Genomic DNA, 17,195 nt, shown 5'->3' on the forward strand with positions numbered 1-17,195 from the left:
GGGGGCAGGATGTTTGACACGCCAAAACAGGGCGTCGTTTTTCACCATGAATAGCACCATGCGGTGTCTGGCGCTGTGGGTGGTCGCAGAAGGAGCTGCCGTCGCTGGCCAGACTGCTACGAACACTGCGTCAATCATTGCGGGTATGCAGCAAGCACGGTCCTATCCGATCTTAGGAATTCATGAGGATCAACCGGGGCAAGCGGATGAAGATCCAACCAAGAAGGGGCTAGGTCTTCACTCAAGGGTTACGTTTGTTCCTGCACAGCAATACGGCCGGCATCGAGGTTGTTGCCCCTGATCATTTGCGGCAACACATACGCCGGGAGCTCAAGGCTGCTCTCAGCCAATATCGTGACGGATGCCATACCAAAGCTGGGTAAGTGCGGACTTGCCCGCCTATGACCGTTAGCTTTTGGCCGACATCTCAGTTTAGGGGTCGCCTGCTTTCAGAGCAGATCTCCAATAATTTCAATTTCCGTTTAGTCCGCTGTCGCGGGTCAGAAGGCGGCGCTTCCAATGGGCCTCCTTTTGTAGCATTTCGTCCTTCCCAGTGTGCTTGTCTGCAATTTCTAGGATGCTGAACCTGAAACCTTCTGCGAAATCTTTGCCACGCCTGGTGTGCAGATCTCGTATGCGGGTATTACCACCGTGCCCGTTGTTGGAGTAGTTAACCCAGCGGCCCCATAAGCCGCCTGTCCCGGTCGCAGAGCCGACGTATAGCTGATGCTCGCCGGCAGCACGGTCAGATATTAGGTACACAGCTGCTACGCTGGAAAGCGCTGTCTGCCATGACTCCAAGCCTTGACTGACAATAATGCTCAATTCGCGATGAGAGATGTCTACTTCCTTGAAACCTGGGAATCTACCGACCGTCATAGGCTTTTCTAGCATCGAGGAGACAACCATGCTTTTCAGGCACGTTCCCAGCCAGAGATAGTTTCCTCGCGGCTTCGTGTAGTCGAGGATCAAACGGCCTTCAAGCTCGGCAAATTCAGGTACACGCCGGTAGTCGTAGACGAAGTCGCGATTCTCTTTACTACCATTGGATTCCCTGACTTTGAGTGAATCGTAAACGCCGGCCAGTAACCATTTTTTGGTTCCGGGTAGTTCGACCAGACCTATCACGTACTCGCATTCGAAATTCCTTCGAGATTGCCACGACTGCCAATCGTCGAAATCGCCAGCAAGGTACACGTCCATTGGATGCTCAATCCCATTGTGCTGTGCGAGATGGACTTTTGTATTTTGAACGGTGAGTGACGGCAGAAGGCTGGTCAGTAGGGGCATAAGCATGAAGGGATGGCTCTGCTGGTAATGGTGGACTGCGAGCACGAAGGATTCCATGGCTGCGCTTAAACCGTCCAGGCCGTATTTTCATGTAGAGTGCAATTCAGCACCGAAGATTTTGGCATCTTGAATGATTAACCATACAGGAAACACCTGGGTATCCCCGCACCAGGTTACAGAGCAGGAGACAGCCATTTCTGACATCGAAATTGTGGCCGACCTGTTCCGGCTCGCGCGAAGCGGCCGCTTTGTATCCCTTGAAATGTTGCTGAGGGCGGTGAGGAGTGTTACCCAGAAGAGAGCCCTGAGCGCATCCGGGCTTGCGCGAAGCAGCTCGGGAAGCGTCTTTTGGAGAGTGACTACTTGAAATGACAGGCAAATAAAAGCCCGCTATGCGCGGGCTTCTTTCTCTGATGTCAGAAGTTGTACCTCAGTTTGGCTCCGACCGTATCAGACTCATAGTCCGTCCTGGCGTTACGCTCATAGTTGAGACCGATCTCCCACTGACCGCGCTTGTAGTTCACGCCCAGCCCGGTCGATAGGGTGTTTCGTTTCACCGATGCGCCTGTAGTCGTGAACGGGACATCGCCAGCAACATAGGTTGAAGTGGTCTGTGTGACGTCCCCGATGAAATCGTGCCAGCCCATCACTTTCAACTCGGGTTCGAACGTTCCTTTGCCAACCTTTAGGGTTGTGGCAATTCTCACGCCGGCACCGAGCTCAGCACGCTCATATCGTTGATCGCCCACCGCCAGGCTGGCGGATGAACCCTTCTCGTCGATCTTGTCGATATGCAGGCTCGAGTAACGAAGGCCAGCCCGCGGCTCAATCACCAGCAGATCCGAGGGCTTCCATTTGTAGCCTGCGAGTGTGCTGATCCCGAATAGCTGGCTGTCGTAGTCGGCCTTTGCCAAGGTCCCGACAATGTAACGCTTGGACTCGTTCTTGTTCACGCCAGCCATTACCGAGCCATCAACGAACCAGTTGCCGAACTCGCCGGTGCCGTAGATGGTGAGTGCCTGCCCAGAGATATCAATGGAGTTCCCACCATCAACACCAACATCGGTGCTCAACGTGCTGAAGGCGACGCCAATGGTTAGGTCCTCACGGATCTTGCCATCGGCACCCAGCACAAACCCATTGCTACGCGCACTGTAGCCTTCCAGTGAGCCTCTACTGTCCTGAGTCGACTCTGTATGCAGCGCCTGGAACCAAACACCTGTTGTGGCTATCTCCTCACCGGAGGATAAGCCAGCGCGTAGAGCTACCGAACGTCCGTTGAGCGCGTCATTCACGAGCAACTGCTGGTCGATCGCTGCGGTCCGCGTAGCACCGGCAACCTCGGGGGTGAGTTGCTTCGAGATGGTCACGAGCTCTTCCGCTGTGCCGGCATTCGCGAGGGCCTCGAATACGGGGTCGTCTTCTTCAAGCTTGGAAAGCACATCTTTCGCCAAAGGGATGAGTGCATTCGCGTCGTTGGGTGACCCACCGGCGGCCGTGAGTTCATCACGGATCTTGTCGTCAGGCTTAAGTCCGATAGAGATCTCGCCGTCGCCTGGCTCGGTCGGTGGGGTAGTGCCGCCGTCGCCCGATTCAGTCGGCGGGGTGGTGCCGCCGTCGCCTGGCTCAGTCGGTGGGGTAGTGCCGCCGTCGCCCGGTTCAGTCGGCGGGGTGGTGCCGCCGTCGCCTGGCTCAGTCGGTGGGGTAGTGCCGCCGTCGCCTGGCTCAGTCGGTGGGGTAGTGCCGCCGTCGCCTGGCTCAGTCGGTGGGGTAGTGCTGCCGTCGCCTGGCTCGGTCGGTGGGGTGGTGCCGCCGTCCCCGGGGTCAGCCGGTTTCACCCCGTTCACGTCAGCCTGGATCTGATTTCCAATCGCACCGTACCTGGATACCTCGAGCAGTGCTGATGCACTGGTCACCGCAACATTTTCACCGCCAATGAGTTGGCCCGCGCGGAGCAGCGTATATCTATTGGAAGTAGTTGGGCTGAATGCTCCTGGTGTTGCGAGGAGCTGGATTCCCGTGTTGGTAGCGAATGTGGCTTTTCCTGTGACATCAAGGATGGGAGTAAGCGGATCCGTCATGTCAGACAGGTACATCTTCAGCAGACTGCCCGATGCAGCGTTGAGGTCGCCTTGCAAAGTTGCGCCGGTAACAGTGAGGCTTCCACTATCCAGATCCAGCGTTGGGGATTCAATGTTCGTCCCAGAGAACACTGCATCTCCATCTACGGCCACTCCCTGCAGGCCCAAGATATCGCCTGAGATCTCACCACCAGTCCATTTCAGGCTGGCCAAACCGTTTGCGTTGATCGCTGCTGTGCCGCCGCTGATTTCACCGGCGGCCTGGTGAATGACCAGTGGCATGCTGTAACCATCCAGCGAGCGGATTTCAATCCCAGTCCCCTGGGCATGGATGCTCCCGGTGTTGAAGATCCCGGTATTGGCCTGGTCGTAACCGGTAGGATGAATCGGGTCCCCATTCTCGTCAAAGTCATATGGGAGGCCGACACCTGCACCGTCAACAAGAATGCCCGCCGAGCCGGTCCCGACTGCAGTGATCGATCCGTCGTTTCTGATCGCTCGCCAGGAAGTATCATCGTCAAGCCTGATTCCTGACGATTCAGCACCGATAGCATTGATTGTTCCCGAATTTCGGATGTCGCCGAGGAAACCGCTTCGTGACGCCCAAAGACCCGTCCCCGCTGAGATTGAGCCTGTGTTAGTAAAGTCGCCCTCGATCCAGGACTCATACAGGCTGTACCCGGTGCTTTCAGCGTTCAATGTGATCTGTCCGCTGTTGTGAACGGAGCCGATAGTCGAGCTGGAAAGTTCCGCGAAAGTACCCTCTACGGCTGAAGAGAAAATGCCTTCGTTGGAGACAGCCCCAGCAATCTCAGCCCGATTAATGAAAACGGCGCTGCCCGGCGCGCCATTTTTCTGTTCCCCGAAGGTCAGAAGTGATTGAATGGCGTCGCGGCCATTTCGGAATTGCCGGCCGTCAAACGACCATGACCCTTTACCCAGATCATGCCGAAGGTTCCCATCACCGAACTTTCCTGGTGCGGTTCCATACAGTGTGTTCCCGTCTGCCGAGTAAGACGCGATCACGTCGAAGAGTGCCGATGCTGATACCAGCTGGAGATTGTGCAGCCCAGTCGCATAATCGGACGAAATCAGCGTGTAGATTGTGTTTCGGTATGGCTGGAAGTTCGCCGCTGAGGGAATGAGTCGAAGAGTCGTTCCAGTATCAAACTCGACACCACCACGAACACTCAGAATTGGTGCCCCGCCAAGTGTTTCTTCACCAATCCTCATGCTCAAGGTTGACCCCGTGAGCATGTGAAACCCGCCGGTGACCGTGGCAGTCTGCCCGCCTTGGCCCGGGTCGTATTCGATCGTTAGGTTCGACCCTGAGTACAGGGTTAAAGGGGATCCGATCTCATAGCCAGCCGTTAGGACCACGTCCCCGAACACATCAACCTTTGTGACATCACGCACGTTGCCAGTGATCGAGCCACCATTCCAATTGATGGTTTGGGTACCGGTGTAGGTATTGCCGGCCGCTAGCGATCCTAAAAAGGCGTCCCCCTGGCTTACGAGGTGCCCGCTGAGGTCAAACACCCAATCATTGGTAGTGTCGTTTGAAATCTTGATTGCAGCCTGGCCAGCTGAAATGATGCCGCTGATAGACGACCTGTGGTCTCCAAGAAGCGTGTTGCCGTCGAGAAGAATTCCAATCGAATCCGGCCCAACACCGAGCATTGACCCGGTGAAGTTCAGGCCCTTGAACTGGCTCCCTTTTATTAGCGCCAGCGCCGACCCCACAGCACCCCGATACGTGCCGCCAAGATTCAGATAACCGTAATCAGCTGATGAATCCTGAATGGAGTCATATCTCATCACGACGTTGGTGAGCGAGAGAGTAGGCACAAATGAGCCCCCCCTCAGATCTGCATCGTCACCAACTATCAGGTTCCCGAAAATCTCTGAGTGGATTGAAGGGTTATCCAGCGAGTCTCCGATTTCTACTGCTCGAACGTGATCGCCTGCCGCGCCATAGAAACCATTCAGGACGACGTTCCCATTGAACGTTGAGCCAAAGATGCCAAGTGCGCCTGTTGGCTTGCCGTTATTGTCCGATTGGGAGTTGTTGTAGGTACGGCCATTGTCGAGAAATGCAGGGACGCCGCTAGCTCCCGCAGTACCAAAGACAACGTTGTTGAAATGAGCTCCGTAGCTGCCGGCACCCCTTACACTCCAGGCACCGTCGGAGAGATTCTGGTAGCCGCCGGCCAGCCTGGAATCACTGATTCTGAGGGCAGAACTATCGTTCTTGCCTACTTCGATCGCCCAGCCGTTGTTTACAAACGCGCCAGCGAGCGTGAGATGGTCGAAGTCAAAGAACCTGGTACCGTTTGGCCCAGGCACATATGAGTTGCCGTACTCACCCGTGATGTAGATGTTGTCGTAGCTTTCAAAGCTCGAATGTTGTCCGCCGTCGGACATGTCGTACGTACGGTCTGCAGCGATGGCCAGATTCGCGCTAAGCGCGCCAACCGCCGCCGCAAGAAGCGACCTGTTGAATGGGACTCTCATGATGTGCGCCTTCCACGTTCAGTGGCGCTTCACCTGGAAGCACCACACTCCAATTTCCTCAGTGAGCCTCTGACTCCCGAGGTTTGGGCGCGAATCTACACTATGTTGATTGCATGACAGAGCCAAAGCGCCATCACGAAATTCAAGGTCGTATTATCTTGCTTGCCTTGTTGGGTCCTCGGCAGCTCGGGAGGGCGGGCCAGGACACCATGGACCAGAGAGCGGCACAGAGCAGAACAGTCGTGCCTTCGCATAAAATTCCCGCGGCACGGCAGTCCGCTCACTCCTCTACCCAGGACTGCATGTTGCCTCCCTGAGCATTTCATCAAGTAGAGCCATCAGATTATCGGGATCAAGCTCAGTCCATCCTCTGACTCAGCTGCGATGATCAGGTTTGCAAATTCAGCGCTGTACTCAGGCTCAGCAGCATCGTCTGGGGGAGGAAGGAAGAGTTAGGCACTTTTCACCTCTTGTGCAGTTAGCATCTGCGCGGTCCGAAGCATGTGGAATCCCGGGTTAGGTTGGGGCGCGGAACCGCCCACCAGCCCAAGCGTTTCCTTCACCTAGGCAGTGACGAAGCTTACTGATTTTTGATGTCCGATTTCGACGTGTTTTCCAGCGAGCTGGTGTCGGCAGCAGGTTTGCCAGACGGTAGGCCCTGGCCATCTTCCCCGACCGCTGGAGGTGTATTGAGGTCAACGGCTGGCTTCTCGGCAACGGGAGGTTGGCCTGACGGATCCTTTGTGCCTGGCCCTGGCCAGCCATTTGAACCGGACCTTATGAGCGGCAGGTCCATGATCATTTGGAGGAGTGCGCCGAATACTGCTGAGAAGGCCACCGTAACGAACAGCCGCAGAGCCATGTTGTTTCGATCCAAGAGATGGAATTCAAATCCCGTCAAGGCGCCTTGAATTGCGCTGGATGGTGCCATGCTGTGCCCAGACCACACTAGACGTGTTGTGGGGTAAGAGTCGCGGTCACCGCCATTGGTACGCGCATAGTTCGGCCCCGACGACAGTTGGTAGACCGGTGGCATCGCTGAGGAAAGGTCATATGCGGAGGGAGCGTATAGCAGTGCTCCTCGTAAGGGGATCAGGCACTTGACGCCGGTGGCCCCGGGGCGAGGATCCGTATCGGTATCGGTACATTGCAGATTCCGGGTGGCGAGTTGAACCTGCGCCGCGGTTTCACCAAAACCTATGTTTAGCGCGCCGTCGGAGAACCGGAAATTACCATGGGGCTTTGAACTGTCTCCTGCAAGCTGGACGGTGAAAGATGACGATTCCCCGGCGGATCTCTGTAGCGTCCCACTGGTGACAGTCCGTGGGCCTTTCTTAAGCGTAAAACCTCTGGGGACGACTGTGCCATCGTCCAACCGAAGAGTTAGGTTCTCGGTGGTGATCAGTGCATGCGGTGGGATCTGGCATGTGGGATTGTCAGATGGAAATGACTGGATGGTGAACATGGGCTGTTCAGGGGTAACAACCACTGAAGCCACAACGTCGATGATCGAGTCACAGGAGTCGTCAACGTGAACCTGGATTCGAGGGGCTCCCATGCTCTTCGTCGGCCCAAACGCAAATAGGTCAAGACCATTGTTGACGTAAAGTACAGGTACTAACGATACGATGCATCCCACTATGAGAAGCAACGATCTCTTTGCCAGGCGTGAGGCCATTCTAGGTATCTCCTAGATGATGGTATCCAAGAGCGCTCCTACATCGACCCTCCTCATTCGCCTTGTCATCACAGGCTGAGGCGATACATCAAACAGATCGTAATGTCACAGATAACCCTGATGCGAAGGACACTATGGGGTTGTTGAGTGAAGTGTAGCTATTGCGCCAGCATCATCCATTGAGAGCTAGATACGGCTTCATCAACACGCTGGCTACCGCCATCACTGAATTGTGCTCTGAAAGGCCTAGTCCGTCGTCGAGAGCCATTCAACCTGACCTTTGAGTTGGTCCAGTGCAATCTGGATGCGGTCGTCCGGGTGACCTTCAAAACCCAGCAGCAACGATGCCTCATCTGCAATGTTGGCGTGCTCCTTCAATGTGCAGTACGACCAAATTTCTACCCAGGCCTGGATGTGGTCAACTGACTCGGTGACTTTGAACGCGCCAAGTTCCACCAACTCATCAAACCGCTTCTTGGTCATCCCGTAGATCGGTTGGTCAGGCTCAGCAAGCATCGTGTATTTGGCGAGCGCAGTCTCACCGGCTAGGAACACGCCATCGCCAAGGATAGGTATCGAGTCGATAGCCACTTTCCGTCTAACAGGCGAGCGCATATAGGGGCTGACAGTCCTGAACGCTCCCGCAGCCGGGGCACCGAAGGCATAGAAGTTGATGGACTTCTGGCTTTTGGCAGGCTGCAGAAGCTTGAGGGCGAGCAACTGATCTACAACCTTTGAGAGTGTCACTCGGCTGTACTGGAGGCCGCCCATAATGGCTTTGGCCTGAAAAACTGTGTCGCTGGTCCAGCCATTGTAGAGGCAGCTGAGTAGCATCGCCTGCGCGGCCGGGAGTAGAGCTGAAACCTCATCATCTAGCCGTCGCCGACGAACTTTTTCACGCAACTCGATGGCAATCTCTGGCACAAACATCTGGTAGCCAGGCTGGACGAAGTTGATGTGATGAGTGATCAGGCTCCGTCGCTCATGCGCTGAGAGCGATTTGCAGACGTACACGATCACAGCATCGGTAGCTTTGCGCACCTGGGCAATGTGTTTGTTCAACGAAACGATCCCGGGGTACTTGTCTCCAGTTGAAAGCAGCAAAAGCATGGTCAGCCCTGCAGGCCCCAGTTGTAGCCCCAACTCGATAGGCCTGTAAGCATCCTGAATGTGAAAAGGAACTTTCAGTGCCACGGGCTTAAGCTGCGCTTTAGCGCCGAGTGTTGCCTCAACGTAATCCTTCAATTCGGTTTGGAGGTCCGACATTTCCGTCTGCCATGTTAACCAGGTAGTTGGACTTTAAGCAGACCAGGTTAACAAGTCAAAGAGGTGGTTTACAGGGGCGGAAATTGAAGGCTGTGGTCGGGTAATCTCAGCTTGCAGAGATACGCATCAGCTGGTGGATGGAGGTGGTGTAGGCGTTGCTCATCAGTTCCCGGCGCATCTCCCAGGCCGCAGCCATGGGCATCCTTCCGGAGCGAAGGGCATTTCGCCCAAAGCGCCCATTGATCTTGTCGATCGTGCGCATCAGTTCGTCTGACCTGGTCGACTGTGTGGGGGTAAACAAGTCCGCCGTGTACTCGCCTCGCTTTCGTAGGTCCATGAGCAGGATTTCAGCTTTGCTGTACCGAAAGCCATCACGCCAAATGTTGTCCAGGGCTTGGCTGGCAAGGCCGGTTAGCAGCAGGACGTCGTCTGTGGGGTAGGGTGGGGTAACGGTAGTCGCGTTCGAATACCTGGGCTCATCCCCGAAAGGGGACGTGCGGATTCCCAGTCGAAATACGGAGGTCAGCGACTTCTGGTTTCGCAACTTCTGCGTGGCCCTGTGCATGTAGGATGCAATGGCTTCCTGCATGGCGGGCTTGGTGGTTATCCGAGAACCGAACATACGGCTGGTGCATATCGCCTGCCGATCGGGTTCGGCTTCCTGTAGCTCTATACAGGCCTCCCCTCGGAGCTCGCGCACTGTGCGCTCGAGCACTACTCCATATCGCTGGCGCACGGTCTTGGGGTCGAGACTGGCGAGGTGCCAGGCAGTCGTGACACCCTCGGACTTCAGGTGCTCGGTGAGTCTTCGACCAACACCCCATATCTCATTGCAAGGCATACGCTCAAGCAGCCACCTAACCGCATGGTCCGCGCGAAGATCTACAACACCCCCAGTTTGCTTTCGGTATAACTTACTTGCATGCTGCGCGGCCTTTGCTAGTGTCTTAGTGTGGCCTATTCCAATACCGACCGGCATACCCGTCCACTGGAGTACGCGGGACTGTATTGAACGCGCAAAATTTCCAAGTGGTTCAGGCAATCCACTCAAGTCGGCGAATGATTCATCGATATAAAGGAAAGAAGAACAGCCATGGACATGACTTCAGCTCAGACATTCCGCTACTCAATCTCTGATGTCGGATGTCCATAGAAAGAACCTCTTTTCCAGGAAATTGGGGCTTGAAGTCCATACCTGCGCAATTGCACCCATTTGACCAGTCAATTGCATTGGTACTGACCACCGCGTGCATCCGACTTGGCCAGTGGGCAGCAGAGACGCAACAGGCAGAAACCGGCCAGAAGCAGTCAGTCAATCATGCGTTACAGTGATTTTTTGCAGCTCTTTATAGAGCCGTTAGCTGCTGCCACCAATAATCCATAGGCCTGCCAGTCGTCAGACAGTCTTATTCTCGATCAGACGATTGCCCCGTCGATGACCAGTAGCTCACCGGTGATGGAGCCAGAGTCCGGTCTTCGGATGCAGGACTCCTGGCTTTGCTCACTCAGCGCCGATCCCGGCCATCGGTTCAGTTTGGCCCCAGCCACCGCCCAGAGACCTGAACAGGTCAACCAGCGCAATCTGCCGTTCCGTGCTGATTTGAATTAGTGTGGTCTGGTTGCTAAAGGTGCTGCGCTGGGCGTCAAGATAACGCAGGTAGTCGTCCACGCCGCCCTCGTAACGCGCCTTAGCCAGGGCCATCGCAGCCTCGCTGGAACCGGCCAGAGCCTGGCGGGCAGCCTCCTCGCGGCGCAGGGTGTCGGTGGCGGCCAGGGCATCGGCCACTTCGCGGAAGGCGGTCTGGATGGTGCCTTCGTAGTCGGCCACCGCCGCGTCCTGGCGCACTTCGGCGAGGTCCAGGTTGGCGCGGTTGCGGCCACCGGCGAAGATCGGCAGCGACAGCGTCGGGGCAAAGCTCCAGGCCCGCGAGCCGCCATCGAACAATCCGGACAACTCGGCACTGGAGCTGCCCACCGAACCGGTCAGGCTGATCCGGGGAAAGAACGCGGCGCGAGCTGCACCGATATCGGCATTGCGCGCCTTGAGGCGGTGCTCGCTGGCGAGAATGTCCGGGCGCCGTTCGATCAGTTCCGAGCTGGTGCCGGGGGCGATGTCCTGCAGCACCATCAGGTCGTCGCGGGGCGTCGCGGGCAGCAGGCGAGCGGCATCTGGCGTGCCGAGCAACAGGACCAGGGCGTTGTCCGCCTGGCGTAACTGGCGTTCGGTGCTCTCGCGCTCGGCCCTAGCCTGTTCGGCAAGGCCGACCGCTTCCTGGTAATCCAGGGCGGTGGCGGCCCCCGCTGCACGGCGCTGGCTGACCAGCTCCAGCGAGGCCATGCGGCTGTCCAGGGTTTGTTCGACCAGGGCCATGCGGCGTAGCGCACCATCGCGGGTCAGGTAGGCCTGGATGACCTCGGCAACCAGGCTGATCTGCGTGGCACGGGTCGCCTCCTCGGTCGCCAGGTAGGTCTCCAGCGCGGCCTCGGAGAGGTTGCGCACGCGGCCGAACAGGTCGACTTCGTACTCCGCGAGGCCGAGGCCGACCTGATAGTTGCTGGTCACTTCCGAGCGCCCGGTCTGCGACAGATCGGCAGGCAGGCGCTGGCGGTTGCCGCTGGCATTGGCGTTGATCGAAGGCAGGCGATCAGCACGCTGGATGCGGTACTGGGCACGCGCAGCTTCGATATCCAGCAGCGCCTGGCGCAGGCTGCGGTTGTTGCTCAGCGCCGTATCCACCGCGCGGCGCAAGTCGGCATCGACGATGAAGGTCTGCCAGTCCAGCGCCTGGGCACGGGCGCCCTCCGCGTCGGCGGCTTGCCAGTGCGACGCGACCGGTGCCTGCGGGCGCTCGTAGGTCGGGGCCAGCGAACACCCCGCCAGGGCGGCGATGGCCAGGGGCAGCAGAGCGCGACGGAGCATGAAGTGAGAGGTCATCGCATTACTCCGCTTTATGCAGGGGATGGTTGTCGGTTTGCTGAGGTTTGGTGCGCAGCAGCGACAGCACCCAGACGAAGAAGATCGGCACGAAGATCACCCCGAGCATGGTCGCGCTGAGCATCCCGCCCAGCACCCCGGTGCCCAGTGCGCGCTGGCTCGCAGCGCCGGCGCCAGTGGCGATGGCCAGCGGCACCACGCCGAGCATGAACGCCATGGAGGTCATGATGATCGGGCGGAAACGCAGGCGCGCGGCTTCGACAGCGGCATCGCGCAGCGAGTAGCCGTCTTCCCACAGGTCCTTGGCGAACTCGACGATGAGAATGGCGTTCTTCGCCGCCAGGCCGATCACGGTGATCAGGCCGACCTTGAAGTACACGTCGTTGGGCAGGCCGATGGCAGTCACCGCCAGTACCGCGCCGAGTGCGCCGACCGGCACGATCAGCATCACCGTCAGCGGGATCGCCCAGCTCTCGTAGAGCGCCACCAGCAGCAGGAACACCACGGTGATGGCCAGCGCGAACAGCATCGTCGCCTGGCCGCTGGCGACCCGCTCCTGATACGAAAGCCCGGTCCACTCGTAGCCGATACCTTCGGGCAGCTCGGCAGCGATGCGCTCCAGTTCGAGCATCGCCTCGCCAGTGCTCACGCCGGGCGCGGCGTCACCGGCAATGCGGATCGACGGGTAACCGTTGTAACGCGCGACCTGCACCGGGCCTTCCTCCCAGCTCGTGGTGACGAAAGCACTCAGCGGTACCAGGCTGCCGCTGTCGTTGGGCACATGCAGGCGCAGGACGCTTTCCGGCGTCATGCGCTCGGCCTGTTCGGCCTGTACCACCACGCGCTGCTGGCGGCCGGCGTTGGCGAAGTCGTTGATCACCGACGAGCCGAACGCAGTGGACAGCGCGCTGCTGATCGCTTCGAAGCTGACACCCAGCGTGCGGGCCTGCTCACGGTCGATCACCAGGCGCAGCTGCGGCGCCTCGGCCAGACCTTCCATCATGGCGTAGAGGAACTTCGGATTGCCGTTGACCTTGCCCAGCACTTCATCGCGCGCTGCCAACAGGGCATCGCGGCCGAGACCGGCGCGGTCCTGCAGGCGCAGGGCGAAGCCACCGGAGTTACCAAGGCCTTCAATCGGCGGTGGTGGTACCGACATGATTGCGCCGTCATCGAGGTTGGCGAAGTGCTCGTTGACCGCAACCGACTCGGCTTCCGGCGACTGCGAAGAATCACGCTCAGACCAGTCCTTGAGCAGCGGGAAGGCAATGGCCGCGTTCTCGCCCATGCCGGAGAAGCTGAAGCCAAGCACCAGGAAGGTCGTCTGCACGGCCTCGCGGGCCATCAGAAATGACTCCAGCTCTCCACCAGCGGCCGAGGTACGCTCACGGGTGGCGCCGGGCGGCAGCTGGATGTCGACGATCATGTAACCCTGGTCTTCCACCGGCACGAAGGATTCCGGCAGGCGCATGTAGAGAAAGCCCATCAGCACCACCACGCCCAGGTAGATGAACATCACCCTCCCGGCTCGCGGCACCAGCTTGTCGTTGAGCTTCGTGTAGCGGCTGGTCAGGCTGGTGAACTTGCGGTTGAACCAGCCGAAGAAGCCAGTCTTCTCGTGATGGCCTACAGGAATCGGCTTGAGCAGCGTGGCGCACAGCGCCGGGGTGAAGGTCAGCGCGAGAAAGCCCGAGAACAGAATCGACACCGCCAGCGACAGCGAGAACTGCTGGTAGATCACCCCCACCGAACCCGCCATGAAGGCCAGCGGCAGGAACACCGCCGACAGAACCAGGGTGATACCGATGATCGCCCCGGACACCTGCCCCATCGCCTTGATGGTCGCCGGCACCGGCGCCAGGCCTTCCTCGGCCATGATCCGCTCGACGTTCTCCACCACCACGATGGCGTCGTCCACCAAGATGCCGATGGCCAGCACCATGCCGAACATGGTCATCATGTTCACCGAGAAGCCCAGCAGGTACATGAAGGTCAGGGTACCAAGCAGACACACCGGCACGACGATGGACGGGATCAGGGTGTAGCGCACGTTCTGCAGGAACAGGAACATCACCAGGAACACCAGCACCATGGCCTCGATGAGGGTCATGATGACCTTGTCGATGGCCACGTCGACGAAGCGCGAGGTGTCGTACGGCACGGAGAACTCGACGTTGTCCGGGAAGTTGGCCGACAGCTCGGTCAGACGCTGCTTGACCGCCTCGGCGGTCTGGATCGCGTTGGCACCGGGCGACAGCTGCACGGCGGCGGCAACGGCGGGCTTGCCGTCCTGGCGCGAGCCGAAGTTGTAGTCCTGGCTGCCGACCTCGATGCGTGCCACGTCGCCCAGGGTCAGGCGCGAGCCGTCCTGGTTGGCACGCAGCACGATGGCGGCGAATTCCTGCGGGTTGTCCAGGGTGCCCTTGACCGCCAGGGTCGCCGTCAGCTCCTGCTCGCTGGAACCCGGCGTGCTGCCGAAGGCACCGGCCGGCACCTGCACGTTCTGCGCGCGGATGGCGTTGTTCACGTCATCAATGGACAGGCCGTAGCCAACCAGCTTCTGCGGATCGATCCACACGCGCATGGCCGCCTCGGAGGCGAAGAACTGCAGTTTGCCGACACCGGGTACCCGGCGGATTTCGTTGTTGATACTGCGCGCCGCGTAGTCGGCCAGCGCCGTGACATCGGAGTCCTTGTCGCCATCGGTGTAGCTCAGCGCATAGATCAGCAGGAAGCCGGCGGTGGCCTGCTCGGTCTGGATGCCGAGGGTCAGCACGGCCTGCGGCATGCGCGCCTCGGCCTTCTTCAGACGGTTCTGCACGTCGACCTGGGCCAGTTCGGGGTCGGTCCCCGGCTGGAAGGTGACGGTGATCTCGGCTATGCCGTTGGCGTTGCTGGTGGACTCGAAGTACAGCAGGTTCTTGGCGCCGTTGAGTTCTTCCTCGATGACGCTGGTCACCGAGTCGGTCAGCACCTGCGCCGAGGCGCCGGGATAGGTGGCGGTCACGGTAATCTGCGGCGGCGCCACGTTGGGGTACTGTGCCACCGGCAGGAACGGAATGACCAGCAGGCCACCTAGCGAGATGAACAGGGCGACTACCCAGGCAAAATTGGGGCGTCGGATGAAAAACAGGGGCATGAATGGTTCTCCGGCTTACTGGGCCTGGGACTGTGGAGCTTTTTCGGCGGCGCCTTGCTCGCGTGGGATGACCTTGGCGCCCGGACGGATAGCCGCCAGCGAGCTGGTGATCACCTTGTCGCCGGCCTGCAGGCCCTCGCTGATCTGCCAGCGCGAGCCTTGCATGGCGCCAGTAGTGACCTGGCGCACCTCGACGGTATCGCCCTCGCCCAGCAGCATCACGCTGGCCTGGCCGTCAGCCGAACGCTGCACGGCACGTTGCGGCACCAGGATGGCGTTCTGGTTGAGCCCCTGCGGCGTGCGCACACGCACGTACATACCCGGCAGCAACACGCCCTCGGGGTTGTCGAACTGCCCTCGCAGGGCGATTTGCCCGGTGCTGCGATCCACCGAGATATCAGTGAACAGCAGCGTGCCCTTGCTCTCGATATCGGTACCATCGACGCGCAGCGACAACGGCTGGTCGCTAGCGCCGGCAACCTTGCCCTCGGCGATGGCCGCGCGCAGGCGCAGGGCGTCGGCAGCCGGCTGGGTGAAGTCGGCGTACACCGGATCAAGTTGCTGGATACGCGCTAGCAGAGTCGCCTCACCCTGGCCTACCAGCGCCCCTTCGGTGACCTGGGCTCGGCCGATGCGTCCGGCAATGGGTGCGCGAACCTCGGCATAGCCCAGGTCCAGGCGGGCGGTTTCGACATTGGCCTGGGCCGATCGCTTGTCGGCCTGGGCACTCTGCAGAGCGGCCTTGGCGTTGTCGAAATCCTGCTGGCTGACGGCGTTGATCTTCACCAGCGGCTCGTATCGGCGAACCATCGCCTGGGCCTGGAACAACTGCGCCTCGGCGCGGGCCAGTTCACCCTGCGCCCGCGACAGGGCCGCTTTGAACGGCGCAGGGTCGATCTGGAACAGCACGTCGCCGGCCTTCACGTCGGCCCCTTCCTCAAAGGTGCGCTTGAGCACGATCCCCGCCACCCGCGCGCGCACCTCGGCGACACGCACCGGCTCGATGCGTCCTGGTAGCTCGGCAACCACGGTGAAGGGCTCGGTCTGCACGCTGAGCACATCGACTTCACGCGCCGGCGCCTCCTCCCCTTGCTCTTCGGGCTTGTCGCAGCCAACCAGGGTCACGGCGACCAAACAGGAGATCACGGAAAAAGTGATCCACTCGCGAAATTTGTTCATATCTCACCCAAGCACGAAGCCAGTACGTAGTCGAAGCCGCGCATAATGCACACCAAAATCAAATGAGTCAATATTGACTCATTTGATTTTGATGTGAACAAAGCTAGTATCCTCTTTGAGAAAAATGAGTGTTCTAGGCAAAATACCCGCATCTGCCTGCGATAGATAAAGAGTGACCGATGGATTTAACTGCTGCCGATGAGAAATTGCTGAAGGCCCTGGCGATCGCCATCGTTGACCACCCGCGAGCCACGTTCAAAGAAATAGCCCAGGCAGCGGGAGTCAGCAAGGCGACGCTAAACAGGTTTTGCGGCACCCGCGACAACCTGATCGAGATGCTTCTGGATCATGGTTCGGTGGTTATTTATCGGGTCATTGCCGATGCCGATCTTGAGTCGGCGCCCTTGGACGCATTGCATCGCCTGATCGAAGGCCATTTGACTCACAGGGAGTTGTTGGTTTTCCTCTCATTTCAGTGGCGCCCGGACACGTTTGATTTAGATGCAGGCGGCTGCCGATGGCTGCCTTACTCAGAAACGCTGGACGAGTTCTTTCTACGCGGGCAAAAACTGGGCGTATTCCGTATCGATATCGGTGCCCCGGCGCTTACCGAAATCTTCTCCTCCTTGATCTTCGGCCTGGTAGACGCCGAGCGCCGCGGCCGTATCGCACGCGCAGGTATGGCGGCGTTGATCGAGCAATTCTTCCTGAACGGGGCTTGCAACTACCAAACTTAACGGAAAGCAACGCTCAGTTTTTTTCCAACGGGTTGGCGGTGTCCGTTTTTGGCCGTTCTCTGACGGTCGTGACAGTGACACGCCCTGGTCAAGTTGAACGCAATCCGTGGTCAACGCCAACCCAAATTGGTGGTCAAGAGGAGTGCAATTTCGCACATACCTGAGGACTGCTCACCACATCGCTTGCGTCGGTAGTAGCTTCCGCACTTTCCCCGTCTCTCACCGCTAAACAGCGCTTTCCGGTAGCGGACTTTAGAGCGGCTTGATACTGGCCAGCATGCAGAAATTCTGCCCGTGTAGCGTCACGACCGGACAAGCCACTAGGGTGGCGGTCAGGAAGGCAGGCAAACGGAACACGGCGAAGCACCTCGAAGGC

At 58.9% G+C, this 17,195-nt stretch carries 9 protein-coding genes and 1 pseudogene; 1 reads left to right on the forward strand and 9 read right to left on the reverse strand.

The annotated features are described in order from the left end of the window. Positions 1 to 471: 471 nt before the first annotated feature. The 9 genes and pseudogenes from H8F21_RS14700 to H8F21_RS14735 all read right to left on the reverse strand — a co-directional run bounded on the left by H8F21_RS14700 (position 472) and on the right by H8F21_RS14735 (position 16,082). Positions 472 to 1,347: a GIY-YIG nuclease family protein gene (locus tag H8F21_RS14700; protein WP_236043029.1), complete on the reverse strand. Its 876-nt coding sequence runs from the start codon at positions 1,345 to 1,347 to the stop codon at positions 472 to 474. A 359-nt stretch (positions 1,348 to 1,706) separates the two neighbouring features. Continuing rightward, positions 1,707 to 5,885, reverse strand: a complete 4,179-nt coding sequence (locus H8F21_RS14705) for an autotransporter domain-containing protein (protein ID WP_203584745.1) — start codon at positions 5,883 to 5,885, stop codon at positions 1,707 to 1,709. 580 nt (positions 5,886 to 6,465) lie between these two features. Further along, positions 6,466 to 6,816 carry a hypothetical protein gene (locus H8F21_RS14710; protein ID WP_203584746.1) on the reverse strand — a complete coding sequence of 117 codons (351 nt, stop codon included), beginning with the start codon at positions 6,814 to 6,816 and terminating at the stop codon, positions 6,466 to 6,468. A 993-nt stretch (positions 6,817 to 7,809) separates the two neighbouring features. Then, positions 7,810 to 8,829: a hypothetical protein gene (locus H8F21_RS14715; RefSeq protein ID WP_203584747.1), complete on the reverse strand. Its 1,020-nt coding sequence runs from the start codon at positions 8,827 to 8,829 to the stop codon at positions 7,810 to 7,812. A gap of 106 nt (positions 8,830 to 8,935) precedes the next feature. Further along, a complete protein-coding gene (locus H8F21_RS14720; protein WP_236043040.1) occupies positions 8,936 to 9,670 on the reverse strand; it encodes a DUF4113 domain-containing protein in 735 nt (244 codons plus the stop codon). A 96-nt stretch (positions 9,671 to 9,766) separates the two neighbouring features. Then, positions 9,767 to 9,901: pseudogene (locus H8F21_RS29775) on the reverse strand (Y-family DNA polymerase); the annotation flags it as partial. A gap of 429 nt (positions 9,902 to 10,330) precedes the next feature. Next, positions 10,331 to 11,764, reverse strand: coding sequence for a multidrug efflux transporter outer membrane subunit TOprJ1 (locus H8F21_RS14725; protein ID WP_003152694.1), 1,434 nt, complete (start codon positions 11,762 to 11,764; stop codon positions 10,331 to 10,333). Between the two features lie 4 nt (positions 11,765 to 11,768). Then, a complete protein-coding gene (locus H8F21_RS14730; protein ID WP_034065037.1) occupies positions 11,769 to 14,903 on the reverse strand; it encodes a multidrug efflux RND transporter permease subunit TMexD3 in 3,135 nt (1,044 codons plus the stop codon). 15 nt (positions 14,904 to 14,918) lie between these two features. Next, complete coding sequence (locus tag H8F21_RS14735; protein WP_034039546.1) at positions 14,919 to 16,082, reverse strand: multidrug efflux RND transporter periplasmic adaptor subunit TMexC3; 1,164 nt, start codon at positions 16,080 to 16,082, stop codon at positions 14,919 to 14,921. A 179-nt stretch (positions 16,083 to 16,261) separates the two neighbouring features. Between H8F21_RS14735 and H8F21_RS14740 the strand changes: the two genes are divergently transcribed. After that, complete coding sequence (locus tag H8F21_RS14740; RefSeq protein ID WP_003152690.1) at positions 16,262 to 16,819, forward strand: TetR/AcrR family transcriptional regulator; 558 nt, start codon at positions 16,262 to 16,264, stop codon at positions 16,817 to 16,819. Positions 16,820 to 17,195: the final 376 nt, after the last annotated feature.

The organism is Pseudomonas arcuscaelestis (assembly GCF_016881005.1).
Taxonomy (GTDB): Bacteria; Pseudomonadota; Gammaproteobacteria; order Pseudomonadales; family Pseudomonadaceae; genus Aquipseudomonas; species Aquipseudomonas arcuscaelestis.

Bases quoted from the DNA above. Each gene is read 5' to 3' on its own strand.
- H8F21_RS14720 (WP_236043040.1), bottom strand. From the start codon at position 9,670: ATGCCTTGCAATGAGATATGGGGTGTTGGTCGAAGACTCACCGAGCAC.
- H8F21_RS14735 (WP_034039546.1), bottom strand. From the start codon at position 16,082: ATGAACAAATTTCGCGAGTGGATCACTTTTTCCGTGATCTCCTGTTTG.
- H8F21_RS14700 (WP_236043029.1), bottom strand. From the start codon at position 1,347: ATGGAATCCTTCGTGCTCGCAGTCCACCATTACCAGCAGAGCCATCCC.
- H8F21_RS14740 (WP_003152690.1), top strand. From the start codon at position 16,262: ATGGATTTAACTGCTGCCGATGAGAAATTGCTGAAGGCCCTGGCGATC.
- H8F21_RS14730 (WP_034065037.1), bottom strand. From the start codon at position 14,903: ATGCCCCTGTTTTTCATCCGACGCCCCAATTTTGCCTGGGTAGTCGCC.
- H8F21_RS14705 (WP_203584745.1), bottom strand. From the start codon at position 5,885: ATGAGAGTCCCATTCAACAGGTCGCTTCTTGCGGCGGCGGTTGGCGCG.
- H8F21_RS14725 (WP_003152694.1), bottom strand. From the start codon at position 11,764: ATGACCTCTCACTTCATGCTCCGTCGCGCTCTGCTGCCCCTGGCCATC.
- H8F21_RS14710 (WP_203584746.1), bottom strand. From the start codon at position 6,816: ATGGCACCATCCAGCGCAATTCAAGGCGCCTTGACGGGATTTGAATTC.
- H8F21_RS14715 (WP_203584747.1), bottom strand. From the start codon at position 8,829: ATGTCGGACCTCCAAACCGAATTGAAGGATTACGTTGAGGCAACACTC.